This window comes from Streptomyces sp. 3N207 (genome assembly GCF_052246355.1).
Taxonomy (GTDB): domain Bacteria; phylum Actinomycetota; class Actinomycetes; order Streptomycetales; family Streptomycetaceae; genus Streptomyces.
On the sequence record NZ_JBQQBV010000005.1, the window covers coordinates 240,036 to 263,559 of the forward strand.

Sequence of the window (23,524 nt, forward strand, 5' to 3'; positions counted from 1 at the left end):
CCGTGCAGAGACTCGGCACAGCCCTGCTCGCGGCCGTACTCGCCCTGCCGCTGCTGGGCGGCGCCCCGGCCCGCGCCGCCGGGGACGGCACGGCACCGGACACCACCGACCTCGGCACGGCGTGGGTGCAATGGATCGACCGCACGACCGTGGCCTGGCCCAGGACGCTGGGTGATCCCGCGGCGCCCCACCGGCTGGTCACCGACTCTCAAGGCGACCTCGCCGTACGGGACGGCAGGCTCACCGGCGGCGGTCGCGCCATCCCTTTGACGCGAGTACCAGGCGGCCTCAGCCCCGAACAGCGGGCGAAATGGCCGCACTTGGCCGACGGATACGACGCCTACCGCGTATCCGAACCGGACCTGGGCGAACTGCGCAAGGCGTTGCGCGGTCAGGTCGTGGCCACGGCGGGAGCGGGCGAGCTGTCGGCCGCCACCGGTGTCCAACTGCCCGGCGTCCTGGACGATCTGTACGCGGGGAAGGCGAAGCGCGCCCATCTCGGCCCCGCCTTCCACGGCGGTCGCCGCACCTCTTTGGCCCTCTGGGCACCGACCGCACGCAGCGTACGGGCACTGGTCGCGGGCCGGTCCGTGCCCCTGCGCCGGGACGAGGCGAGCGGCATCTGGCGGGCCGAGGGCAACTGGCGTGCCGCCACGTACCGTTACCGGGTCACCGTGTGGTCGCCCAGCGAGGGAAAGCTCGTCACCAACGACGTCACCGACCCCTACTCCACGGCCCTCACCGCGGACTCCGCACGCAGCGTCGCCACCGACCTCCGCGATCCACGGCTCGCCCCACCAGGCTGGTCCCGGCTGCGGAAGCCGACGCCCACAGCCCTGCGGAACGCGCAGATCCAGGAGTTGCACATCCGCGACTTCTCCCGGGACGACCGCACGGTGACCGCCCGCCACCGGGGCACCTACCGGGCGTTCGCGGAGCGTGGCTCGGACGGAATGCGGCAGCTGCGGAAGCTGGCCCGCGCCGGGACCTCCCACGTACATCTGCTGCCCGCCTTCGACTTCAGCTCCGTACCGGAGCGGCGCGCGGACCGGCAGCAGCCGGACTGCGACCTGGCCGCACTGCCCCCCGACTCCGAGCAGCAGCAGAAGTGCATACGCGAGACCGCCGGGAAGGACGCCTTCAACTGGGGCTACGACCCGCAGCACTACACCGTCCCGGAGGGCTCCTATGCTTCGCAGCCCGACGGACCCTCCCGCACCCGGGAGTTCCGCGGCATGGTGCAGGGCCTCAACCGAGCCGGGCTGCGTACCGTCATGGACGTCGTCTACAACCACACCGTGGCCGGCGGCCAGGACCCGCGCTCCGTCCTCGACCGTATCGTGCCGGGCTACTACCACCGGTTGAACGCCGACGGCACCGTCGCCACCTCCACCTGCTGTGCCAACACCGCACCCGAACACGCCATGATGGGCAAACTGGTCGTCGACTCGGTGGTCACCTGGGCCCGCGACTACAAGGTCGACGGCTTCCGCTTCGACCTGATGGGCCACCATCCCAAGGCCAACATCCTCGCCGTACGCCGTGCCCTGGACGCACTCACCCCGGCCCGGGACGGTGTGGACGGCAAGAGCATCGTCCTGTACGGCGAAGGCTGGAACTTCGGCGAGGTCGCCGACGACGCCCGGTTCGTCCAGGCCACCCAGAAGAACATGGCGGGCACCGGCATCGCCACCTTCTCCGACCGGGCCCGCGACGCGATCCGCGGCGGCGGCCCCTTCGACGAGGACCCGCGCGTGCAGGGCTTCGCCTCCGGCCTCTACACCGCCCCCAACTCCTCACCCGCCAACGGCAGCCCGGCACAGCAGCGGGCACGGCTGCTGCACCACCAGGACCTGATCAAGGTCGGGCTCAGCGGCAACCTCGCCGGCTACCACTTCACCGACTCCCGCGGTCGCCGCGTCACCGGCGCCGAGGTCGACTACAACGGTGCCCCCGCCGGGTACGCCGAGCGGCCCGGCGATGCGCTCGCCTACGCCGACGCGCACGACAACGAGACGCTGTACGACGCGCTCGCCTACAAACTGCCTCGGAGCACCAGGCCCGCGGACCGGGCCCGGATGCAGGTGCTCGGCATGGCCACCGCCGCCCTGTCCCAGGGCCCGGCGCTCTCCCACGCGGGCTCCGACCTGCTCCGCTCCAAGTCGCTGGACCGCAACTCCTACGACTCGGGCGACTGGTTCAACGCCCTGCACTGGGACTGCCGCCGCGGCAACGGCTTCGGCCGCGGTCTGCCCCCGGCGCCCGACAACGAGGCGAAGTGGCAGTACGCCAAGCCCCTGCTCAGCGATCCCCGGCTGCAGCCGGACTGCGCACAGATCACCGCCACCGCCGCCGCCTACCGCGACCTGGTGCGCATCCGTACCACCGAACCCGCCTTCGGCAAGAAGACCTCCGCCGAAGTGCAGCGCTCCCTCTCCTTCCCGCTGTCCGGCCCCGCGGCCGGGGAGACCCCCGGCGTGGTCACCGCACAACTGGACGATCTGGTGCTGGTCCTCAACGCCACCCCACGCCGGCAGACCCAGCGCCTCCCGGGCCTCGCCGGGCGCGGATACGCCCTCCACCCCGTACAGGCCGCCGGCGCCGACCCGGTGGTGAAGCAATCGGCCTACAAGCAAGCCACCGGCACCTTCACCGTCCCCGCCCGCACGGTCGCCGTCTTCCGTCGGTGAACAGCCGGGCCGGCCGCGGGGAGGGGAGCACTGCGCAGATCCTCAGGCATGCAGTGCGGCTTCGACGGCGGTGGTACTTCGGCCGCGTCGGGTTCGGTCTGCGGGGCGAAGCGGGCGGCGACGGTGCCGTCGGGAGCGATGAGGAACTTCTCGAAGTTCCACCGGATATCGCCGGAGTGGCCGACCGCTTCAGCGTGGTCACCGGCGACTTCTTCACCTTCGTGCCCGAGGGCGGCGATCTGTACGTCCTCAAGGCGGTACCGCACGACTGGGACGACGAGCAGTGCGTCGCCATCCTGCGCAACATCCGCGACGCGATCCCCGTCCGGCGCGAAGTGCCGGTGGGGATCAGAGGAGTTTCCTGAGCCGTGCCCAGCTGTACGCCGTGCTCGGCCCTGTCAGCCTCCTGGGCCGATGTGCGTTCTGGGGGTTCCGGGCGTTCTTCACCGGCGCGTACGGGCCCGTGCCTCGCGTGGTGGCCGGATGAACTGCAGTTCCAGCGTCACCGGCGGCTGCGCAACTCCGGGACCTCCCTCGGCGGCCCAGCGCAGCAGGTCGTCCGTGCAGTCGTCGTCCGTCGCGAAGCCGATCCAGGTCGCCCGGCCCCCGGCCCGGCGGCCGGCGGTGGAGGGCTGGACGACGATGACATTGGCCTGACCGCACGGGCCGAGGCAGTCCGTCGTACGGACGGCGAACTGCCCGCCCGAGTCGGCGGCCTCAGCGCGCAGCCGGTCGAGCTGCCAAGCGTGGTCCGTGTCCGGGTACTTGCGCGGGTTGCCGCAGCAGCAGCCGCGGCACACGACGAGGGTGCAGGGCCGGTCGGCCGCACGGATTCCGGCCCGGGTCCCGAACCGGTTCACAGGTCGGCACCGGGGTCGCGTTCGGTACGGGGCGCGGGGGCGGTCATCTGGCTCCAGTGTCCTGGCCGGCGGGGAGAGGGGCGCACCGAGAGTACGGCGAGAACGATGCTCGGCTCCGATGGTCCGGGCACAAGCCGCGGATCGGGGCTGACGGATATCCGAAGCGCAGCGCAGGGGGTCGGGACCGCGCCCCGTCAGGGGCGCGGGGAACTGCGCGACAAGCCACGACGTAAGCCGCAGCCCGCAAGCGTCGGACAGGGGCACCCCCAAGGGGGTTCACGACGGCACCCGCGGGACCTCGGGCGCGGCTTCCATCGGTCCTGGCGAAGCCAAAATGGTGTGCTCCGGGATGTGTGCGGTGTCGCCCCGGGCCAGCAGCCAGTAGAGGACGGCGGGCACGGCCAGCCCGACGAGCCAGGAGATGTCGGCGCCGCCGAGCGGATTCACCAGCGGGCCGGTGTAGAAGTGGGTCACGAGGAAGGGGAACTGCGCGGCGAGGCCGACGGCGTAGACCAAGAGGGCCTTCCACCGCCAGGCGCCGTACCGTCCCTGCGGATCACTGAGCGCCGGCAGATCGTAGCGTTCCTTCGCGATGAGGTAGTAGTCGACGAGGTTGATGGCCGACCACGGGGTGAAGGCGGTGAGAAGGAAGAGCAGGAAGTCCTTGAACGAGGTCAGAAAGCTGTCCTTGCCCGCCAGCGCCACTACCGTGCCGGCGACCATGATGGCGGCGATGTAACCGGCCCGGGCCCGCGGTCCCAGCTCGCGCTGGCCCCGGAAACCGCTGACACCGGTCACCATCGACATGAAGCCGCCGTAGGTGTTGAGGACGTTGATCGTCAGCTTCCCCAGCGCGATGACGAAGTAGAGGAACGAGGCCATGAGCCCGACCCCGCCCAGCCCTACGACGTAGCTCACCTCGTGTCCGACGAACGCGGGACCGGCCGCCGCCGCGGCGAGCGCCCCGAACGTCATGGACCACTGCGAGCCCAGCGTCGAGCCGCTCAGCGTCCACCAGAACGTGGCACGGGCCGAGGTGGAGCGTGGCAGATAGCGCGAGTAGTCGGCGACGTACGGTCCGAAGGCCAGCTGCCAGGAGGCGGACAGCGAGACCGCCAGCAGGAAGAGCGGGAAGGAGAACGTGCGATCGGCCAGCAGCTCGGACAGGTCCGCGCGCTCCAGCAGCCGGAAGCCCAGGTAGACGAAGGCGAGCGCGCACACCAGGCTCGCCACCCTGCCCAGCGCGTGGATGACCCGGTACCCGACAGCGGCGGCCACCGCGGTGACGAGCGCGAACAGCATGATGCCCGGCGTCTCACCGAGGTGCGTCAGCTCTCCGACCGCCTGGCCTGCCAGCACGCTGCCGCTGGCGAAGAAGCCGATGTACATCACGATGACCAGCGCCAGCGGCACCACCGCGCCCCGCACTCCGAACTGGGCCCGGCTGGAGATCATCTGCGGCAGCCCCAGCCGGGGCCCCTGCGCCGAGTGCAGCGCCATGACCGCTCCGCCGAGCAGGTTGCCGATCAGCAGGCCGAGCACCGCCCAGAATGCCTGCGCGCCGAAGACGACGGCGAGGGCACCCGTCACAACAGCGGTGATCTGGAGATTGGCACCCAGCCAGAGAGTGAACTGACTGAACGCCTTGCCGTGTCGTTCCGCGTCCGGGACCACGTCGATCGATCGCCGCTCCACCACTCCGGCCATCCGTTGCACCTTCTTTCTCGCACCCCACGGTTCTGTATGGGGGTATTCATGCTGGGGTCCGAGTGAATGGCCGTCAATACATCGGCGTGAATCTTGCGTAACAGCAGGCGGAGCGGCCGGCCGGAGGAGAGCGGCCGGAACCTGCGACACGGAACGGCCGGGCCCGGGTGTGCGGGCCCGGCCGTCGTCGTCGAGCGCTGGGCATCGGGGCCGGCCTCAGGAGACCGGCAGAGAGGCGTTCTTCAGCAGCTGCTGGAACTGGGCCGGGAACCCCGCCCGCGTTCGCGGCGTCGAACACGACGTCGGCCGCCGGGGCACTGTTGGTCTGCGGTCTATGTCTACGGTTACTGGTTCGGTTTCCGGATTTGGGTGCCGTTTCGACTTTGCCGGTGTTGTCTGTATCAGGTGGCCGGTACGGGCTGCTCGGCAACCGGCAGGCTTCAGCCGGAATCCGCGGCGCCTGGGCGGTTGCTCGTCGTGTGCACCGACAGCAGGGCAAGTCCGCTCAGCAGGACGATGCGGGTGGCGGCTTCGAGACCGTTCCACTTCTCGGACTGCCACATCGCGAACCACTCACCACCGATGGCGATGAAGCCCGCGCCGAACAGCAGAAGGAGCATCAGCAGACCGGCTGTCGACAGGAAGCGGGCCCGTCGCAGGTCGCGCCGCCGAAGCCACAGCCAGGTCGCGGCGAGCAGGATGAGTGCCGCGATGGTCTCCCAGCCGATGATCGCGATGTAGGCGGCGTCCTGCCAGGCGGTCGAGGTGATCGCCCGCCACATCAGGTCGTCGTCCCGGAAGATGGTGTCCATCGCCAGTACATGGCGTACGAACTGTCTGTTGGTGTCGAAGTCCGTGATGTTCCCGAACGCGACCAGCGCGATGTACAGGGCGACCGTGGCGGTCAGCACGGTTGCCGTTGCCTCGCGGACGCCGAAACGGCCGCGGGGCCGGGCGGTCGGCGTCCCGTCGCGCGGGCGGGGAGGATGATCCGGTGAGACGTTCATGGTCCGACTATGGGGCAGCGTGCCGTGTCGTTGAAGGCCGCGTGGACGACGGTGACCGCCCGTTGGCCTCGACCGCTGCCCGAAGCTCCGCGCACGGTGCGGGCAGGATGCTCCTGTGAACCATGTCCTGTGCGGGCTCGCCGCCAACCCCGCCCTGCCGTCCGAACTGGTCGACCGGCTGGTCAAGATGGCGGACGACGACGTTGCCGCAGCCCTCGCCGACCGCGGGGACCTCAGCCGTACGCAGACGGCAGAGCTGGCCGCGCATGGCGAACAGGCAGCGGTGCGGCTTGCCCACCGGGGCACGCTGACCGCCGCCGACATCGACCCGGTGACACAGCCGCACGCCGCGCTCGCCCTGCTGGAGGAGGGCGCCGGATGTCCGGAGTGGGCGCGCCTGCTGGCCTCGGATCCGGTCGCCGAGCACCGGGAGAAGCTGGCCGGCTGCCCCGGTCTTCCGTCCGATGTGGTGGAAAAGCTCTCCGCCGATGCGGACATACGCGTCGTCGCCGAGCTCGCGCTGTGGACGACGCCCGAGGTGGCGGCCAGGCTCGCGCGGCACCCGCACGCCGAGGTGCGCAGCGCTGTGGCGGCCAACGAAACGACGCCACCGGCCGTACTGGCGGCGCTGGTCACCGGCGAAGGGCTGGCTCCGGCGTGGCGGTGTCTGGTCTGCGACCGCGAAGCCACGCCCTTCGTACACGATCCGTACTGCCCGCGCACCGACTGCCGGCTGCCGCCCGGCGCCGCCTGCGACGGATCCCACCAGTCCGCCATGCACGAGTTGTACGAGAGAGCGGTCCGCAACCCGGCGACACCGGCCGAAGCTGTCGTCGGCTTCGCGGGCCACTCCTCGCTCCAGCTGCGCTGGGCGCTCGCGGCCCGCCCCGGTCTGCCGCCGCGCGTCGGGGTCCGGCTCGCCGAGGATCCAACCGGCGGCGTCCGGGCCGACCTTGCCGGGAACCCCGCCATCGGCGAGGCACTGATGCGCCGGCTGGCTGCCGACCGTGACCCCGAGGTACGGCGCGCTCTCGCGCTCAACCCTCGTGTGCCGCTCGACGTCCTGGCCCGCTTGGCCGACGGCACGAAGATCGGCGCCACTCTCCTGCCCCGCATCGCCGCTGCCTCGCCTGCCGAGGTGGCGGAGCTGGCCGCTTCCCCGAGCCCGGCGATGCGGATGCTCCTTGCCGTACGTCGCGATCTGCCGCCGCACATCCGGGACGCGTTGGCAGCCGACGGTGACGCGAAAGTCGTCAAGTCCGTCGCGGGCCACCCCGGCCTGTCCGAGGCCCGGCTGCGCGCGATGGTCGACCGGCACGGAGATCCGGTCGTGGCCAAGGTGGCGGCCAACCCGGACGCGTCCCCGGAGCTGCTGGAGAGCCTGGCACAGCGCCGGCCGCCCGTGCGGAAGGCCCTTCGTGAGATTGCCCGGCACCGCCGGGCGACCCCCTCGGCGCTGCTTGTCTGCCTCGCGGACGACAAGGCGAGACGTATCGCGGCCGGGCATCCGGCCCTGCCGCCGCCCGTGGTGGTCGACCTGCTCGCCGATGACGACTGCCAGGTGGCGGAGGCGGCCGCCGCCAACCCCTCGCTGCCACCCGACGTGATGGCGCACCTCGTGCCCTGACCGGCGACCACGGGAAGCCGCCGCCCACGCGGGCAGCAGCTGGAGTGTCAGTGGGCGGCCGTAAGGTCGCGGCCGTGGAACTGCGGGGAAAGACAGCGTTGTTGATGGGGCGGTTCCCAGGGTTGTCGCGCGCCACCGTGAAGGCCCAACTTGTGGCACTGGGCGCCCGGGTATCGAACTCGGTGTCCGTCAAGACGGACGTGGTCTTCGCCTCGGCCATCGCGCGGGGACAACCGACGTTCGGGAAGGCGAGCATGCTCGGCATTCCGATCTACGACGGGAAGGCGTTGCGCGCGGTGCTGAAGAGGGCCACCGAGCCCTCGGCCGACGACGGGTCCGCCGGTGAGACAGGGACCTTCGTGGAGCACGCGTCGCTGATGTCGGCCGCCGCCCCGGACGCGCTGCTGGACGTTCTCCGGGGAGCGGACTGGTCCGCCTTCGTGGCGAAGCGGGATCTGCTGCCGCTCCGGGACCGGCTGCTGGAGCTCGAACGGACGCAGGGGATCACCGAGGCCCACCGCTTCGCCACCGACCGGATCCGCGGCCTCGACGGCACGCGGTTGCAGCATCCGTACGGCCACATCACGGAGATCGAGTCGTCCGCGCTCAGCCCGTGCGGACGCTATCTGGCCACCGGAAGCTGGGTCGGTGACAACTATCGCCGTGGTGGGGCCCTGCAGATCTGGGCCTGACAGGCACCGGCCATCGCGGAGGTGACGCGGGCGACGTTATGGGCTCCGAGGGCCGCCTCCGGCCCAACACCGCGACGGTTGACGACCTTTTCTCGGCAGCCAGGGTTCCGTCGCCGGACTCGGGAGCACCTGGAATTTCGCCGTAAATGAGAACCTCGCTGCCTTCGATACGGTCCAGGATGTTGACGCAACGGCCGCTGGGAACCTCCCAGATCTTCACGCGGCACGGCTGCGGGCGCGGCGAGGGGAGGCGGAGGGCGCGACGGAGCTGCTGGAGGCGATCCCCGACATCGACGAGCGCGTCGAGGCTTCCGCTGCGCGGGACGGACCGAACAGGCCCGCGCCACTTTCGACTTCGGCGAGCCGCGCGTCGACACGGCCGCCGCCGACGCATGGTTCGCTCGCGCGCGGGATGCCATCGAGCCGGAGACCAACGCATGGCAGAACCGTCTCGCGGTCATCTGGGCCCTCACCGAGTGCGGCCGCGTGGACGAGGCACGGTCGCTGTGGACGTTGCCCGACGAGGACCGCCGGCTCAACCGCCCCAACGGCCTCTACGCCGAACCATGGTTGCTCTACCTGCTGAGCACCGACCGGGTCGACCTGGCCGGTGAGTTCATGGAAGCGTGCGTCCCGCCCGGGGACCGCCCGTTGAGCATGATCAATGCACTGGTCGAGCTCGGCCGACCCGATCTGCTCCGCTCATGGCTCGACGACTCGTGGTACATAGTCGGCAAGAAGTACGAACGGGCCCGGGCCGTCGCCGACGGCGCACCGAGGCGGGCCCTGCCGCCGACACCGACCGAGGAGGACGTCGCGGCTCTCGCCGAGGCGCACGCCAAGCTGCTCAGGACGCCACGCGCCAAACGTGAGAGGCCGACCGAGAAACTCATCGAGCAGGCCGCGAACTGCGGGCATCTCAGCGCCGTGGTGGAGCTGCTCGGCAACCTTCCGGACCACGATTTCAACGACCGGCCGAAAGCCGCCTTCTCCGCGCTCTGGCGCGCCACCACGGGCCACTACTGCGCCCCTTGGTGACGAGGCACCAGGCCCGACCGGCCCATCCGGATCACCCAGTTCGTCCGGATGGGCCGGAGGAGGGGAGCCGTCGGCAGGCGATGTCGGCGCCCAGGGCTTCCCCGGCGGATCTTGCGCACCCGGCCAGAACGATCCGGTCACGTCCGACGGCGCCGGGGTCCTGCCCGCCTCGGCGTCGGGGGAGTCGGCACGGGGCAGGTCACCGGCGGTGGTGAGGTTCAGGCCCTCGGCTCCGGAGCGGACGGATGCGGTCGCGGCTTCAGACGGGTTCGGGCCTGTCCACCCACTCTCCGCGGACCAGTCCTGCGGCGATCTGCTGCGAGGCTGCTTCAGCCGATGTGTGCCCGCGTACACTGGCGCGCACTGGCAACGGATGTTCGGCGGGGGAGGGGCCATGCAGCAGCGCGCGCCGGGTCTTCCCTCGCGCCGTTCCGCGTCCGCGTTCCTCGCGCTTGTCTGGGGTGCTCTGCTGCTTCTGGCGGGCGCCGCCGCGGCTGCTCCGGTGCCGGGCGGTGCGCCGTCGACCGTCACCGTGACGGTGGACCGGGGAGCACACCACAGCGGAGAGACGCGTTCCTCCGCTTCCCGCACTGACGCGCGGCGGAAGGCCGTTGCACACGGCGCTACCGTGACAGCCCCGTGCGAGGTGCGGCCACCCGGCCATCCTGCTCACCCGCCGGTGGTACCGACTTCCGCGCCGACCACGGCCGCTGCGCCGCTTGTCGGCCGCGTCGCCGGAAACCCCTCCCAGGAGCGAGCGCCGCCGCGCTCCTCCCACGACCCACGCACCAGCCGGGGCCCGCCCGACTCGCCGCTCGACGTCTGACCGAGTCGGCCGACTCCTTCCGCCCTCCGCGCCTGACGCCCGGCATGTACGGACCGTGGCGTGCCTGCTGTGACGGCCTGTTCTCCGCCGTTGCCGCTGCACTTCGCCGCGGGGCCACTGCATGTCGCGGGGCCGCGGCATATTGCCGCGTGCCGCCGCACATTGCCGTACGGCGTATCCACGCACGCCGTACGGCAGAGGTGCCGTGACGCGGCACCGGGAGGCAGGGGGTTCATGCCCCCACAACTCCGCTGTCTGATGCGGGCGGCGGAAGTGAGCGGTCGGCTGCCGTGTGTGCTGCGCGTGTGTCGCGCGGTGCCTTTCAGCCTGGAGTGGACTTGTCCCGTACGCCTCGCCGTAGTCGTACTGCTGGTGCTCCGCACCGTTCCCGCGCGCCGATGTGGCGTGCGCTGCTTGCGCTTGTTGTCGTAGGAATCTCACTCTTCTTCGCCCTGACGACCCCGGCCCGGCTGGGGCTGGACCTCAAGGGCGGAACTCATATCGTTCTCGAGACCCGGGACGGCCCCGGGGTGCGGGCCGACGCGGCCGCAACCGACCGTGCGCTGGAGGTGCTCCGACAGCGCGTGGACGCTCTTGGCGTGGCCGAGCCGTCGCTGTCCCGTGCGGGGGAGAACCGGATCGTCGTCGAACTGCCCGGGGTGCAGGATCTTCGGGAGGCCGCCGAGGTGATCGGCCGAACCGCCCAACTGACCTTCCATCCGGTGGCGGGGGAGACCGCACGCCGGCCCGCGCAGGACGCGCGGCAGCAGGAGGGCAAGGACGGCACCAGGGTTCTGCCCGACCCCGACCGCAAGGGCGCGTTCCTGCGGCTGGGGCCGACCGCTCTGACCGGTGACGGGGTGAAGAACGCCGAGCCGCAGCTCGACACCGCGCAGGGCGACGGCTGGAGCGTGACCGTAGATTTCCGGGACGGAGCCGCCGGACAGTGGGCCGAATTGACCGGTGAGGCCGCCTGTCGGCCTCCGGATGCCCCGCAGCGACGGGTGGCGATCGTCCTGGACGACAGGGTCGTCTCCGCGCCCCGCATCCAGCAGAGTGTGGCCTGCCGCACCGGCATCACCGGCGGGTCCACCCAGATCACGGGGGACTTCGGCGACGACGAGGCCAAGGACCTGGCGGCTCTCATCAAGGGCGGCGCGCTGCCCGTCCCCGTCGAGGTCGTCGAGCAACAGACGGTCGGGCCCTCGCTGGGTGCGGACGCCATCCGGGCGAGCGCTCAGGCCGCGGTCATCGGACTGGTGTGCACCGCGGTGTTCATCACCGTCGTCTACCGCCTGCTGGGCGCGCTGGCGACCCTCGCTCTCGGCCTGTACGGACTGATCTCGTACGCGTCGCTCGTTGCGCTCGGAGCTACTCTGACGCTTCCCGGGCTCGCCGGTTTCGTGCTTGCCGTCGGGATGGCGGTGGACGCGAACGTGCTGGTCTTCGAACGGGCCCGTGAGATGTACAGCAGGCCCTCCCCGCGGCCGGACAAGGCACGGCGGGAGCGGGATCTGCGGCAGGTGCTGCGCACGGGGTTCCAGCAGGCGTACAGCGCCGTCATCGACTCCAACGTCACCACACTGCTGGCTGCCGGGCTGCTGTTCTTCTTCGCGACGGGGCCGGTCAAGGGCTTCGGGGTGACCCTCTCGCTGGGGGTGCTCGCCTCGATGATCTCCGCGATGGTGATCACGCGGGTGCTCGCCGACTGGGCGGTGCGGCGCCGCTGGGTGCTGCGGCGGCCCGCGATCACCGGTTTGGTCGGCTCTTCCCGGCTGCGCGGTTGGCTGACCGCGCGCAAACCGCGCCTCGCACGCCGTCCCCGCTTGTGGTTGAGCGTCATGACCGGGCTGGTACTGGTGGCGCTGGCCGGGATCGGGCTCCGGGGGCTGGAGTTCGGTGTGGAGTTCACCGGTGGCCGGCTGGTGGAGTACAACACCAGCCGGTCCGTCGACGCCGAGACCGCACGCCGGGCCGTGGCGGACGCGGGCTTCCCCAGGGCGGTGGTGCAGGAGACGGGCGACGGCGGCATCTCCGTACGCACCGAAAAGCTCACCGACGCACAACGGGAGCACATCCGAGAGGGCTTGGAGCCTGCCGGGGGCGAAGTCTCGGTCGAGCGGGACGAGATGGTGGGGCCCAGCCTCGGCAGCGAACTGCGGTACAAGGCTCTGCTCGCGCTGGGCATCGCCGTGGGAGCCCAGCTGCTGTATCTGAGTGTCAGGTTCCGCTGGACCCTGGCCACCGCGGCCGTGGCGGCCATGGTGCAGGACGTCCTGCTGGTGGTGGGGCTGTTCGCCTGGCTCGGTAAGCCGGTCGACAGCGTCTTCCTCGCCGCGCTGCTCACCGTCGTCGGCTACTCGGTCAACGACACCGTCGTCGTCCTCGACCGGCTTCGCGGTATGCGCCGCGCGGACCAGGCGACGCCGCTGCCGGACCTGGCCGACGCGGCCGTGCTCCGCACCTTGCCGCGCACCGTGAACACCGGAACAGGTGCGCTGTTCATCCTCGTCGCCCTCGCGCTCCTGGGCGGTGACTCGCTGACCGACTTCTCGGTGGCATTGCTGGCCGGAGTGGTCTTCGGCACGGCCTCGACGGTGTTGACGGCGACCCCGATGGCCGCGGCACTGGAACAGTGGCGGCCGGAGCCGCGCCGCGAGCCGGCGGCTCGGCAGCGCGGCAAGGACCGCTCGGGCGCGGTGGTGTAGCCGGCGGAAGAAGGCACGGTGCGCCCCGCGCTCGTCTCCGAACGCGGGGCGCACCGTATCGGCCGCCGGTGAGCGGGCGGGCTCTCGATTGCCGTACGCCGCCTGCCCTCAACTCGACCGAATTTCCTGGCAGTTCACCGATACGGCAGCGGCTGGGGACAGGTCACTCCTCGGCTCCCGGGCCACCCTCAGCCGGTGTCACCCACTCGACGAGTTGCACCACGACGCCGTTGGGGTCTCTCGTCTGGAAGAGACGTTCGCCCCACGGCTCTTCCCGAAGCGGCAGCGTGATGGGTGCGCCTTCGGCGCGCAGCCGCTTCTCCTCGGCTTCGAGGCCGGTGACGGTGAATGCCAGGATCAGGCCCGCGGCGTGCTGGTCGCGTTGGTCGGGCGGCAGGACCTCGGTGCCGCGGGTGAGGAGGACGAGGTCGACGGCCGCCCCCTCATGGCTGAGAGAGGCGAACCCGTCGGCTTCCACGGTGACCTGGTAGCCGAAGTGCGTCACGAAGAAGTCGCGGGAGGCGGCTACGTCGTCGACCGTGAGGGAGACGGTGGTGGCGGAGAGTTGCACGGGTACGGGGCTCCTTCGATGGCGGCGGAAAGCTGGGGCGGAACGCTGGGGCGTGGAAGCGGGTGCTCCCTGGGCCCGGCCCCTCGGGTGGTTCCCGGGGGCCTTCGAATCAGTACGTGCGGTGGGGCGCCTTACGGGTGCGCGGAGGTGTGTTCCCCTGGCGGCCGGTGGGCGCCAGCTGCCGGGGACCGCGCGGACCACGGCGGAGGGGGCCGTTGGACGGCGCTGCCGGGAACGCGGTGGGGGCGGCGGGGGCGGAGAAAGCGGCGGTGATGCCGTTGATGTCGACCTTGCGCATGCGCGTCCTCTCGTCGGGGTGCGGCGTCGTCGGTCCGTTCGACCGGACTCCACTTCTTACGTCGGACGTAAAATTACCCCGAGACCTTCCGGACGTCAAGAGTATTTTTGCGTCCGTGGTAAAATTTTCTCATGGGTACTGAGACGACAGGCTTGCGCGAGGCCAAGAAGCAGGAGACGCGGCAGCTCATCTCCGATCACGCCACCAAGCTCTTCATGGCACAGGGCTTCGAGCGCACGACCATCGCCGAGATCGCCGCGGCGGCCCGCGTGGCGAAGAAGACGGTGACCAACTACTTCGCGCGCAAGGAGGACATGGCGCTCGACCATCAGGACGCGTTCGTAGCCGCGCTGGCCCGTACCGTCGCCGACCGCCGCCCCGGCGAGTCCGCCCTGGCGGCGCTGCGCCGCGCCTTCGACGCCGACCTGGAGCAGCGAAGCCCCGTCGCAGGGTTCGCCGGGCCCAGGTTCACCCGCATGATCGCCGACAGCCCCACCCTCACCGCCCGCCTGCGCGACCTGCACGACCTGCGGGAGGAGGCCCTCGCACACACCCTCGCCGAGGCCACCGACGCGGACCCCGACGACATCACCCCCAGCGCCGTCGCGGCCCAACTCGGCGCCGCCCACCGGTTGCTGTTCCGCCGTATCCAGGACCTCACCCTGGCCGGCCGTACCAACGACGCCATCGCCCAGGGGGTCGCCGAGGACGCCCAACGCGTCTTCGCTCTGCTGGAACCCGCCCTCGCCGACTACGCAACGGCCCCCGGCTGAACGCCCGACAGCGGCGGTTGACCCGCGTCCTTCCGGCCTGTGTCCATCCGGCCTGCGTCGTTCCGGGCCGCGTCGTTCGGGCCCGCATCCGGCTCGTGGCTGTACTACGACCGGCGGCCGGGCCTGCCCCGCCTGTTGCCCTTGCCGCTGCCGGAACCGGTCCGTCGGCTCCTGCCGGTCGGCTTGTGGGCCGCGGACTTCCGTCGTGCGGTGCCGGAGTCGGGGCGCTTCTCCTCCGGCTGGGCCGGGGCGGGGCGGCGGCCCCGTGAGCTGTTGACGGTTCGGCCGCGGACGATCCCGATGAAGTCTTCCACCATGTCGGTGGTCTTCTCCTCGGGCCACGACAACGCGACCTGCGACTGGGGAGCGTCCGTGACCGGCCGGTAGGTGAGGTCCCTGCGGTGGTGCAGGCGGGCCAGCGACTGCGGAACGACGAGCACACCGACCCCTGCCGCCACCAGCTGGATGGCGTCAGCCGTCGTGGCGGGGCGCTCCTTCGCGGGCTGCCCCGGCCGGTGTTCCCAGTCGAGAACCTCGTCGAGGGGGTGCAGCACGATCTCCTCGGCCAGCTCCTCGGCGGACACCTCGTCGACCGCCGTCACGATGTGGTCCTTCGGGACCACGACCACTGTCGTCTCGGTGTAGAGAGGGATGGCGCTCAGCTCCGTCCGGTCGATCGGCAGCCGTACGAAACCCGCGTCGGCGCCACCGCGGCGCAGTACGTCGGGGGCTTCGGCAGCGGAGAGCGCCACCAGGTCCACGGGGATGTCGGGCAGTCGCTCCTGCCAGATCCGCACCCACTTGGTGGGGGTCACGCCCGGGACGTAGGCGAGCCGGAACGAAGGGGGTGCTTCGGAGCCTGTCACGCGGCCAGGTTACCGGGCGTGGTCAGGAGCGGCACACACGCTCGATATGCTGGACGGCATGACGTCGCACCAGAGCACCCAGACGATGAAGCCCGCTACCGCGGCGAAGAAACTGGGTGTGTACCTCGATGCCACCCCCGCGGAGTTCCGGGAGGGCGTCGTCTCGCGCGACGAGCTGAAGGCGTTGCAGGCCGACCCGCCCGAGTGGCTGCGTGAGCTGCGGCGCAACGGCCCGCACCCCCGCCCGGTGGTCGCGGCGAAGCTGGGGATCTCCATCTCGGGCCTCGCGCGTGGCGGAGTCACCGAGCCGCTCACCACCGAGCAGATCGAAGAGCTGAAGAGCGCGGGCCCGGAGTGGCTGCAAAAGGAACGCGCCACCCAGGCCGAGGTGCGCAAAGAAGCGGTACGCCTCAAGGAGAAGCGGCTCAAGGAGCAGGAGAAGAACGCGGAGCGCGGCGATCAGCCTCGCCCCCCGCGCTCCTGACCGATCTTCCGGCAGTCCGGGAAGAGCCGGTCGGCGGGCGTCCTCGAACGCCTGAGCCCGTTCAGCTACGGCAGGGTTGATCACCGGCGATCCCCAGGGCGGCATCGCCCCGGAGACCGTCCGAGCCGGGGCGCGCCCCAGACTTGCTCCGCACCCTCTCCGTGTCGACGCCGCTCACTCTCCGGGTGAGCCGCCGACTTTCAGCGCCAGGTCGAGGAGACGGTTCGAGTAGCCCCACTCGTTGTCGTACCAGCCGACGACCTTGACCTGAGGGCCGACCACGCTGGTGAGACCTGCGTCGAAGATGCAGGAGGCCGGGTCGGTGACGATGTCGGAGCTGACGATGGGCGCCTCGGTGTAGGAGAGCAGTCCCTGGTACGGGCCGGCGGCGGCCGCCGCGTACGCCTCGTTGATCTCCTCCACGGTTGTCCGGCGGCTCGTGGTGACGGTGAGGTCGGTGACCGAGCCGGTGGGAACGGGGACCCGCAGCGCGAACGCATCGAGGCGGCCCCGGAGTTCCGGCATGACCAGGCCGATGGCCTTGGCTGCACCGCTGGAGGTCGGCACCACATTGACGGCCGCCGCACGGGCGCGCCGCAGGTCCTTGTGCGGTGCGTCCTGAAGGTTCTGGTCCTGGGTGTAGGCGTGGACCGTGGTCATCATCCCGTACTCGATGCCGACCGCGTCGTGCAGCACCTTGGCCAGCAGGCCGAGACAGTTGGTGGTGCAGGAGGCGTTGGAGATGACCGTGTGCCGTTCGGGATCGTACGCATCGTCGTTGACACCCAGCACGATCGTCACGTCCTCGCCGTCGGCAGGTGCGGCGATGATCACTTTCCTGGCGCCACCGTCGAGGTGTGCGCGTGCCTTCTCCGCCTTGGTGAAGATGCCGGTGGACTCGATGACCACGTCCACGCCGAGTTCCCCCCAGGGCAGCGCGGCCGGATCGCGTTCGGCCAGGAAGCTGATCTTCCGGTCGCCGACGCGAATCGCTCCGGACTCCGCCGAGACCTCTTCCGGGAAGCGGCCCAGGACCGAGTCGTAGGTCAGCAGGTGGGCCATGGTCGCCACCTCGCCCAGATCGTTGACCGCCACGATCTCCAGGTCCGCGTCCCTCGCGGCGGCTGCCCGGAAGACGTTCCTTCCGATCCGGCCGAAGCCGTTGATGCCTATACGAACAGTCATGCTTCCCTCTCGCAGATGGTTCCGGGGAGGCGGTCGTGCGCCGGGCATGCCGCCACCGCAGGCAGGAACAGCATAAGCTATTTCTATAAGCTGAGAATGTATGTCTGCTCGTCGCAGGTTATAGGCTCCCCGCGTGTATGACTCGACGAGCGAGCTGAGCGTGCCCGACTTCATCAGAGCGATCGAGGCGTTCAACCGCTTCTACATCCGCCTGCCCCAGGAGCAGTTGCTCCCGTTCAGCACGCTGTCGGTGCTCGACACCCTCGCTTTCGACGGCAGCCCGAAGCGCTTGACCGAGTTGACCGGCAGCGAGCAGATGAGCCAGCCCGGCCTCACTCAGCTCGTGAAACGCCTCGAACGCGAGGGCTTGGTGGAGCGCACGAGCGACCCGCAGGACGGCCGTGCCGTCCTCGTCCACATCACCGACGCCGGCCGGAGGATCGGCGAGTCTCGCCGAGCGGAGCGGGCCCGGCACCTCGCGCCCCTCATGGAGCTCCTCAGCCCCAAGGACCGCAGCGCACTCGCCGAGGCCCTGCCGGTACTGGAACGTCTGGCGCAACTCGGCCGGGACAGCGCTCGGACGACCTGATCGGGGAGCACGCACCCAGAGCTTCTCCAGCGGCCCTAGAGGAGCAGCCGGACGACCGCTGCGACGCCGATGACCACGACCGTCCCGCGCAACACGTTCGGTGGGAGCTTGCGTCCGATCTTCGCGCCGAGCAGCCCGCCCACCGTGGAACTGGCGGCGAGGATGCCGACGACCGGCCAGCTGATCGGGGCGACGAAGGCGTAGATGGCGCCCGCGACGACGTTGACCACGGCGGTCAAGGTGTTCTTGAACGCGTTGAGCGTCTGCAAGGAGTCGGCGAGCAGCAGCCCCATGACGCCGACGAGCATGATGCCCTGCGCCGCGGTGAAGTAGCCGCCGTATACGCCGACGAGGAAGATGAGAAAGAACAGCAGCGGACCGGAACGGTTTTCCGCGTCCCTCGTACGGAGCCGCTTGGCGGCCAGTGGCTGGAGCGCGACGAGGACGACCGAGAGGCCGACCAGCCACGGCACGACGACCTCGAAGGCGTTCTGCGGCAGCGACAGCAGCAGCACCGTTCCGCCGATGGCGCCGAAGAGCGACGCCACCGCGTAGCCGAGCACCCGGTTGCGTTGTCCGGACAGCTCGTGCCGGTATCCGTAGGCGCCGGTGATCGAGCCCGGAACCAGTCCGATCGCGTTCGACGTCGTCGCGGTCACCGGCGGATAGCCGAGGGCGACCAGTACCGGGAACGTCACCAGAGTGCCGGAACCCACCACCGTGTTGATCGCGCCCGCCCACAGACCGGCTGCGGCGATCAGTGCGCCCTCCCACCCCATCATGGCGGCAACGGTACGGCCCGCCACAGGGAGGTACCGCGGCGCCCTTGGGCGGCCGGGCGCTCACGGTCCCGAGAGCTCAGTAGCCTCCGTCGGTGTTCTCCGGTTTGGGGGAGTCCCCGCGCTTCGGTTTGTGGACGACGGCCTTTCCCTTGGTGTCGACGACGTACCACTTGGCGCCGAACTGGTCGACGCCCTGGCCGTTGGTCTGCCCGGCCTTTTCGTCCTCGTCGAACCGGTAGAGGGGGTGACCGTTGTAGGTGACCTGCTTCTCGCCGTCCCGGCTTGTTGTGGACAGTTCGGACTTCTTGACGCCCTTACCGGCCCGCGCCTTCTTGTCCACCGTCATGGGCGGCCATTCCTTTGCGCAGCCACCCTGGCAGTTGCTCTTGTTCTTCTTGTCTTTCTTGAAGAGGTAGAGCGTTCTCCCTTTTCCGTCCACCAGTATCTTTCCGTACTTCCCTTTCTTGACCTTCACCGTGTCCGCTGCCTTCCTGGACGTGTCCGGCTCGGACTGCACCGCTTCGGACCGCGGCGCGCTGTGCACTGGAGCGGCGGTGGCCCCGGCGGTGCCGGCTGTTGCCCCGCCGACCAGCATCACGGTGGCAAGGGGGATCGAGATCCTTGTGAACGTGGCCATGAGAATCCTCTCGGTTCGCTGGGTCGGCCCGGCCCCCACGCAGCGCGCTCGCGGCACATGTTCCAGCGCTCTCGGCCCGTGCGTCTGTTCTCAGTAAAACGGCTGGGGAGCCGGTCGCAACCGGAGTCTTCCGGCTACTCTCTGCCGCGAGAGACAGCGTGGCGTCATCATTTTCGCCAGGGTCGGCCACGGGAATTCGACGTCGGTCCGACCGAGGGCGGTCCGGCGGTTCGCGGACGAATTCTTCACGAACTGTGGTCGTCTTATCGCGCTCGGCGAACAGGATGGTATCGATACTGGTCGTGCCGTTGGCCCCCAGGGAACTGCAGGGCGCCGAAGGGGGTCGGCACGTAGACTGGGGGCGGAAGAAAACCCGCCAGAAGGGCGGTCGGCAATGGTTTCTTCCGAAGGAATCATCCCCACCGAACCGCTCCGGCCGATGGACGCGGCGGACCCGGCGATGGCGGTCATCGACGCCCGGGGCACGGTCATCGGCTGGACCCCGGCCGCCGAGGACCTTGTCGGTTACCCGGCGGCCGATGCGGTGGGCCGGTCCGCCGAGCACCTGCTGACATCCCCTGACGACGTGTCGCGAGCAGTGACCGTGGCCGAGCGAAGCCGGGCGCAGGGTGCTTGGTCCGGGCTGGCGACCGTACGGCACCGCAGCGGCCGGCCGGTCGAGGTGGGGCTGCGTGCCTGCCCGCTGTCCGACCTGGACGGCCGCGACTCCTGGCTCGTCTCCGCTGTCGACCTGGGCAAGGCGCCCTCGTGGGTACTGGGCGGCTCGGTGCTCGAAGCATTCCTGACGCGATCACCGCTGGCCATGGCCGTCCTCAGTCCGGACCTGCGGTACGTGTGGGTCAACGACGCGCTGGAGCGCCGCGGCGGAGTCCCGCGTGCGGAGCGGCTGGGGCGCCGTCTGGCGGACACGCTTCCCGGTCTGGACACCGATGCGCTGGAGGCGCAGATGCGGCGGGTGCTGGCGACCGGAGCGCCGGTGATCGACTACGAGTACCGCGGATGGACCATGGCCGACCCGCAACGGGAGCACGCCTACTCCACCTCCTTCTTCCGCCTCGACGACGCGGCCGGCAACATCATGGGGCTGTGCTACATGGTCATGGACGTCACCGAGAGGTGGCGGGCGCGCGAACGTCTCACCCTTATCGACGAGGCCGGTACCCGCATCGGCAGCACGCTCGATGTGGAACACACCGCGCAGGAACTGGCCGATGTCGCCGTGCCACGCTTCGCGGACTTCGTCACGGTCGACCTGGTCGAGTCGGTGGTGCGCGGCGAGGAGCCCGTACCGGGGCCGGCCGGCACCCTCCCCACCTTCCGGCGCGCCGGGCTCCGGTCGGTCACCGAAGGCACCCCGGAGTCCATCGTGGAGCGGGGGGACCAGGTCACCATCGACCCGGCATCGCCCTTCGTCCGCGCGTTCCAGACCGGCGAGGCGCTGCTGGACCGGGATCTGGGCGAAACCGCAGGCCGGTGGCTCGACGAAGACCCCGCCCGGGTGGAGAAGATCCGCCAGTTCGGCATGCACTCGCTGATCGCCGTTCCGGTGCGGGCCCGCGGCACCATCATGGGCGTCGCGTCCTTCGTCCGGTCGCGGTATCCCACGCCGTTCGAGGAGGACGACCTGCTCCTCGCCGAGGACTTGGTCTCCCGGGCGGCGCTGTGTGTGGACAACGCCCGCCGCTACACGCGCGAGCACACCGCGGCCCTGACCCTCCAGCGCAGTCTGCTCCCGCACGCCCTGCAGGGCGGGATGGCCATCGAGGTGGCGTCCCGCTATCTTCCCTCCGGTACGCACGACGGCGTCGGCGGCGACTGGTTCGACGTCATTCCGCTGTCCGGAGCGCGAGTGGCCCTCATCGTCGGAGACGTGGTGGGTCACGGCATCAACGCGGCGGCGACCATGGGCAGGCTCCGCACCGCTGTGCACACGCTCGCCGACATGGAGCTGCCGCCCGACGAACTGCTCGCGCACCTCGACGACTTGGTCATGCGCCTCACCGAGGAGTACCGCCCCGAGGCGAGCGCGATCACCGTGCTGGGCGCCACCTGCCTGTACGCCGTCTACGACCCGGTGACCCAGCGCTGCACGATGGCGCGCGCCGGCCACCCGCCGCCCGCGGTGGTGTACCCGGACGGCTCCGTGACGTTCCCGGACCTTCCGGCCGGTCCTCCGTTGGGCCTCGGAGGGCTGCCCTTCGAGGCCGCGGAGCTGGAACTGCCCGAAGGCAGCCTCGTCGCCCTCTACACCGATGGCCTCCTCAGCGCGTGCGACCCGGACATCGATGTGGGAATGAGCTGCCTCCGAAGCGTCCTGGCACAGCCGCACCTGCCGCTGGAGAGCCTCAGCTCGGCCGTACTCGACAACCTGCTCTCCAGCCCTCCGTCGGACGACGTGGCGCTGCTCATCGCCCGTACGCACGCTCTGACGGGGAGCAGTGTCGTCTCCTGGGAGCTGCCCAGCGATCCGGCCATCGTCGCCAAGGCCCGCTCCATGGCCGCTCGCCAGTTGGGCGAGTGGGGGCTGGAGGACCTGGTCTTGACCACGGAGCTGATGGTCAGCGAGCTGGTGACGAACGCCATCCGGCACGGTGCCGGACCCCTCCGGCTGCGCCTGATCCGCCACAGCGTACTCATCTGCGAGGTCAGCGACGGCAGCAGCACCTCGCCGCGCCTGCGTCACCCGCGTACCACCGACGAGGGGGGCCGTGGCCTCTTCCTCGTCGCTCAGCTCAGCCGCCGCTGGGGCACCCGCTACACCGAGGGCGGCAAGCTCATCTGGGCCGAGCAGGACCTGCCCGCATCGGCTGCGCGTGGGTGACCCGGTCGCTTGCGGGCTTGCACTTGACGTTTGCGGAAGGACAGTACGTCGTCGTCGACGTGGAGAGACCGCAGGGCGCCGAGCCGCCTCGCCGAGCGCCCGACCCGGAACGGCGCTTCAAGGCGACTCAGTGACGCCCGGAGCTGTCCCGCAGATGCCGGGCGAAGAATGCGTGCAGGCAGCCGCGCACCAGGGGCACCGACTTCTTCGGGGCGATGCTTCCGACCAGACTGTTGCGGCCCTGGGCCGACATGAGTCCGGCTTCCTGCAACTGGGGCGCCATCGATGCGTAGTCCGTGAACACCCAGTGCGTGGCGTTGCCGATCTGCCGTCGGGGAACGCCCCGCATGACCGACCAGGAACGCTCCAGCTCCTTCCGCCCTGAGAAGCCGTCGCTGCCTATCAGGAGCAACGGCCGGTCCGGCTTGTGCTCGGCGACCGGGAACAGCTCGCCGTCCGGGTGGTCCAAGAAGCCCTCCAGATTGACCGCCGCCCTGATGCGGCGGTCCTCGTGCATCGCCTCCGCAGCCGCCGTTCCGCCTGCCGAATGGCCGTAGATGCCTACGCGCCGCAGATCCATCGTCCGGCCCAGCTCGCTCCGCCCGGCTGTGAGGGCTTCAAGCTGGTCCAGTACGAACCGGGTGTCCGCGACCCGCGTTTCGATGACGGTGCGGAAGAGGGCAGGGTCCGCGCGGGGGTCTCCCCTGAAGACGGTCGTCCGGACGGAGCCGTCAGGAAATACGACCTCGGTCGCGTCGCCGGGATGATCGATGGTGACCACCACATAGCCGTGGCTCGCCAACTCCTCGGCCACCGAGGTGCCCAAGGTGCGCGGATCGCCGCCGCCGGGGCTGTAGAGCAGCACCGGCCGCCGTCCGGGCGGCACGGGTGCGCCTGTGTGCGCGTGGGTCATGGTGGCCGCCCAGTGGACTCCGGTCCTCGGCAACTCCGGGTGGAAGAGGGGAGCGAGCTCCTGGAAGCTCTGCGCGGCGCCCGCCGTCATATGCGGTGCGACCGGGTAGCCGTGGACGTCGCGGGCCGGGTGGAGCACCGAGACCATCAACTCCCGATGCCTGTCCGACTGCCACGGGTCGCGCCTGGAGCGGTCGGTCATATGCAGCGCGGTGACGCCGACCCGGTGCGGGCCGGTCGGTGCGGGCAGGCGCAGGGTGAAGCCGCCACCTCCCGCGGCTCGGGCCACACCGCTCCCGGCCGGCAGCAGTAGCGCGGCGGCGGCCACCACGGCCGACTTGGTGAGGGTCCGCCGCTTTACAGTGAACGGGGAGGTGGAGGAGGAAGAGGAAGAAGAAGACATGCCCTGCATGGTGGCGCCCGGCGGGGA

19 protein-coding genes and 2 pseudogenes are annotated in these 23,524 nt (G+C 70.4%); 10 read left to right on the forward strand and 11 right to left on the reverse strand.

Annotation, left to right across the window (positions count from 1 at the left end; all coding sequences use genetic code 11):
• Positions 1-29: 29 nt before the first annotated feature.
• A pseudogene (gene pulA / locus ACTWP9_RS10655) lies at positions 30-2,690 on the forward strand (pullulanase-type alpha-1,6-glucosidase); the annotation flags it as partial.
• Positions 2,691-2,764: 74 nt separating this feature from the next.
• Here pulA and ACTWP9_RS10660 read toward each other — a convergent pair.
• Positions 2,765-2,884 (reverse strand): annotated as a pseudogene (locus ACTWP9_RS10660) (glutathione peroxidase); the annotation flags it as partial.
• A 27-nt stretch (positions 2,885-2,911) separates the two neighbouring features.
• Here ACTWP9_RS10660 and ACTWP9_RS10665 point away from each other — a divergent pair.
• Positions 2,912-3,055 carry a methyltransferase gene (locus ACTWP9_RS10665; RefSeq protein ID WP_443245794.1) on the forward strand — a complete coding sequence of 48 codons (144 nt, stop codon included), beginning with the start codon at positions 2,912-2,914 and terminating at the stop codon, positions 3,053-3,055.
• Positions 3,056-3,133: 78 nt separating this feature from the next.
• Here ACTWP9_RS10665 and ACTWP9_RS10670 read toward each other — a convergent pair whose 3' ends face one another.
• The 3 genes from ACTWP9_RS10670 to ACTWP9_RS10680 form a co-directional block, all read right to left on the reverse strand.
• Positions 3,134-3,550, reverse strand: a complete 417-nt coding sequence (locus ACTWP9_RS10670) for a (2Fe-2S) ferredoxin domain-containing protein (protein WP_443245795.1) — start codon at positions 3,548-3,550, stop codon at positions 3,134-3,136.
• A gap of 276 nt (positions 3,551-3,826) precedes the next feature.
• On the reverse strand, positions 3,827-5,257 hold the full coding sequence (locus ACTWP9_RS10675; protein WP_443245796.1) for a purine-cytosine permease family protein: 1,431 nt from the start codon (positions 5,255-5,257) through the stop codon (positions 3,827-3,829).
• Between the two features lie 440 nt (positions 5,258-5,697).
• On the reverse strand, positions 5,698-6,264 hold the full coding sequence (locus ACTWP9_RS10680) for a DUF2165 domain-containing protein (protein WP_443245797.1): 567 nt from the start codon (positions 6,262-6,264) through the stop codon (positions 5,698-5,700).
• 115 nt (positions 6,265-6,379) lie between these two features.
• Between ACTWP9_RS10680 and ACTWP9_RS10685 the strand changes: the two genes are divergently transcribed.
• The 4 genes from ACTWP9_RS10685 to secD all read left to right on the forward strand — a co-directional run bounded on the left by ACTWP9_RS10685 (position 6,380) and on the right by secD (position 13,155).
• Positions 6,380-7,891 (forward strand): hypothetical protein, encoded by a 1,512-nt coding sequence (locus ACTWP9_RS10685; RefSeq protein WP_443245798.1) that lies wholly within the window; start codon positions 6,380-6,382, stop codon positions 7,889-7,891.
• A 74-nt stretch (positions 7,892-7,965) separates the two neighbouring features.
• Positions 7,966-8,583, forward strand: a complete 618-nt coding sequence (locus ACTWP9_RS10690) for a BRCT domain-containing protein (protein WP_443245799.1) — start codon at positions 7,966-7,968, stop codon at positions 8,581-8,583.
• Positions 8,584-9,069: 486 nt separating this feature from the next.
• Positions 9,070-9,621: a hypothetical protein gene (locus ACTWP9_RS10695; RefSeq protein WP_443245800.1), complete on the forward strand. Its 552-nt coding sequence runs from the start codon at positions 9,070-9,072 to the stop codon at positions 9,619-9,621.
• A 1,224-nt stretch (positions 9,622-10,845) separates the two neighbouring features.
• Positions 10,846-13,155 carry a protein translocase subunit SecD gene (secD, locus tag ACTWP9_RS10700; protein WP_443245801.1) on the forward strand — a complete coding sequence of 770 codons (2,310 nt, stop codon included), beginning with the start codon at positions 10,846-10,848 and terminating at the stop codon, positions 13,153-13,155.
• A 163-nt stretch (positions 13,156-13,318) separates the two neighbouring features.
• Here the strand turns inward: secD and ACTWP9_RS10705 are convergent, their stop codons facing one another.
• Both ACTWP9_RS10705 and ACTWP9_RS10710 read right to left on the reverse strand, forming a co-directional pair.
• On the reverse strand, positions 13,319-13,726 hold the full coding sequence (locus ACTWP9_RS10705) for a VOC family protein (protein WP_443245802.1): 408 nt from the start codon (positions 13,724-13,726) through the stop codon (positions 13,319-13,321).
• 109 nt (positions 13,727-13,835) lie between these two features.
• A complete protein-coding gene (locus ACTWP9_RS10710) occupies positions 13,836-14,024 on the reverse strand; it encodes a hypothetical protein (RefSeq protein ID WP_443245803.1) in 189 nt (62 codons plus the stop codon).
• 131 nt (positions 14,025-14,155) lie between these two features.
• On the opposite strand from ACTWP9_RS10710, the gene ACTWP9_RS10715 reads away from it, so the two are divergent.
• Entirely contained in the window at positions 14,156-14,797 is a 642-nt protein-coding gene (locus tag ACTWP9_RS10715) for a TetR/AcrR family transcriptional regulator (RefSeq protein ID WP_443245804.1), read from the forward strand.
• A gap of 104 nt (positions 14,798-14,901) precedes the next feature.
• Here ACTWP9_RS10715 and ACTWP9_RS10720 read toward each other — a convergent pair whose 3' ends face one another.
• Positions 14,902-15,663 (reverse strand): LysR substrate-binding domain-containing protein, encoded by a 762-nt coding sequence (locus ACTWP9_RS10720; RefSeq protein ID WP_443245805.1) that lies wholly within the window; start codon positions 15,661-15,663, stop codon positions 14,902-14,904.
• Between the two features lie 58 nt (positions 15,664-15,721).
• Here ACTWP9_RS10720 and ACTWP9_RS10725 point away from each other — a divergent pair, with 58 nt between their 5' ends.
• Positions 15,722-16,147, forward strand: a complete 426-nt coding sequence (locus ACTWP9_RS10725) for a DUF5997 family protein (protein WP_443245806.1) — start codon at positions 15,722-15,724, stop codon at positions 16,145-16,147.
• Between the two features lie 174 nt (positions 16,148-16,321).
• Here the strand turns inward: ACTWP9_RS10725 and gap are convergent, their stop codons facing one another.
• Complete coding sequence (gene gap, locus ACTWP9_RS10730) at positions 16,322-17,332, reverse strand: type I glyceraldehyde-3-phosphate dehydrogenase (protein ID WP_443245807.1); 1,011 nt, start codon at positions 17,330-17,332, stop codon at positions 16,322-16,324.
• Between the two features lie 133 nt (positions 17,333-17,465).
• Between gap and ACTWP9_RS10735 the strand changes: the two genes are divergently transcribed.
• Positions 17,466-17,921, forward strand: a complete 456-nt coding sequence (locus tag ACTWP9_RS10735; protein ID WP_443245808.1) for a MarR family winged helix-turn-helix transcriptional regulator — start codon at positions 17,466-17,468, stop codon at positions 17,919-17,921.
• 35 nt (positions 17,922-17,956) lie between these two features.
• Here the strand turns inward: ACTWP9_RS10735 and ACTWP9_RS10740 are convergent, their stop codons facing one another.
• Entirely contained in the window at positions 17,957-18,703 is a 747-nt protein-coding gene (locus tag ACTWP9_RS10740; RefSeq protein WP_443245809.1) for a sulfite exporter TauE/SafE family protein, read from the reverse strand.
• A 76-nt stretch (positions 18,704-18,779) separates the two neighbouring features.
• Positions 18,780-19,340 carry a COG4315 family predicted lipoprotein gene (locus ACTWP9_RS10745; RefSeq protein WP_443245810.1) on the reverse strand — a complete coding sequence of 187 codons (561 nt, stop codon included), beginning with the start codon at positions 19,338-19,340 and terminating at the stop codon, positions 18,780-18,782.
• A 394-nt stretch (positions 19,341-19,734) separates the two neighbouring features.
• On the opposite strand from ACTWP9_RS10745, the gene ACTWP9_RS10750 reads away from it, so the two are divergent.
• Positions 19,735-22,182 carry a SpoIIE family protein phosphatase gene (locus ACTWP9_RS10750; RefSeq protein WP_443245811.1) on the forward strand — a complete coding sequence of 816 codons (2,448 nt, stop codon included), beginning with the start codon at positions 19,735-19,737 and terminating at the stop codon, positions 22,180-22,182.
• 127 nt (positions 22,183-22,309) lie between these two features.
• On the opposite strand, the gene ACTWP9_RS10755 is transcribed toward ACTWP9_RS10750, so the two are convergent.
• On the reverse strand, positions 22,310-23,497 hold the full coding sequence (locus ACTWP9_RS10755; protein WP_443245812.1) for an alpha/beta hydrolase family protein: 1,188 nt from the start codon (positions 23,495-23,497) through the stop codon (positions 22,310-22,312).
• Between the last annotated feature and the right edge of the window lie 27 nt (positions 23,498-23,524).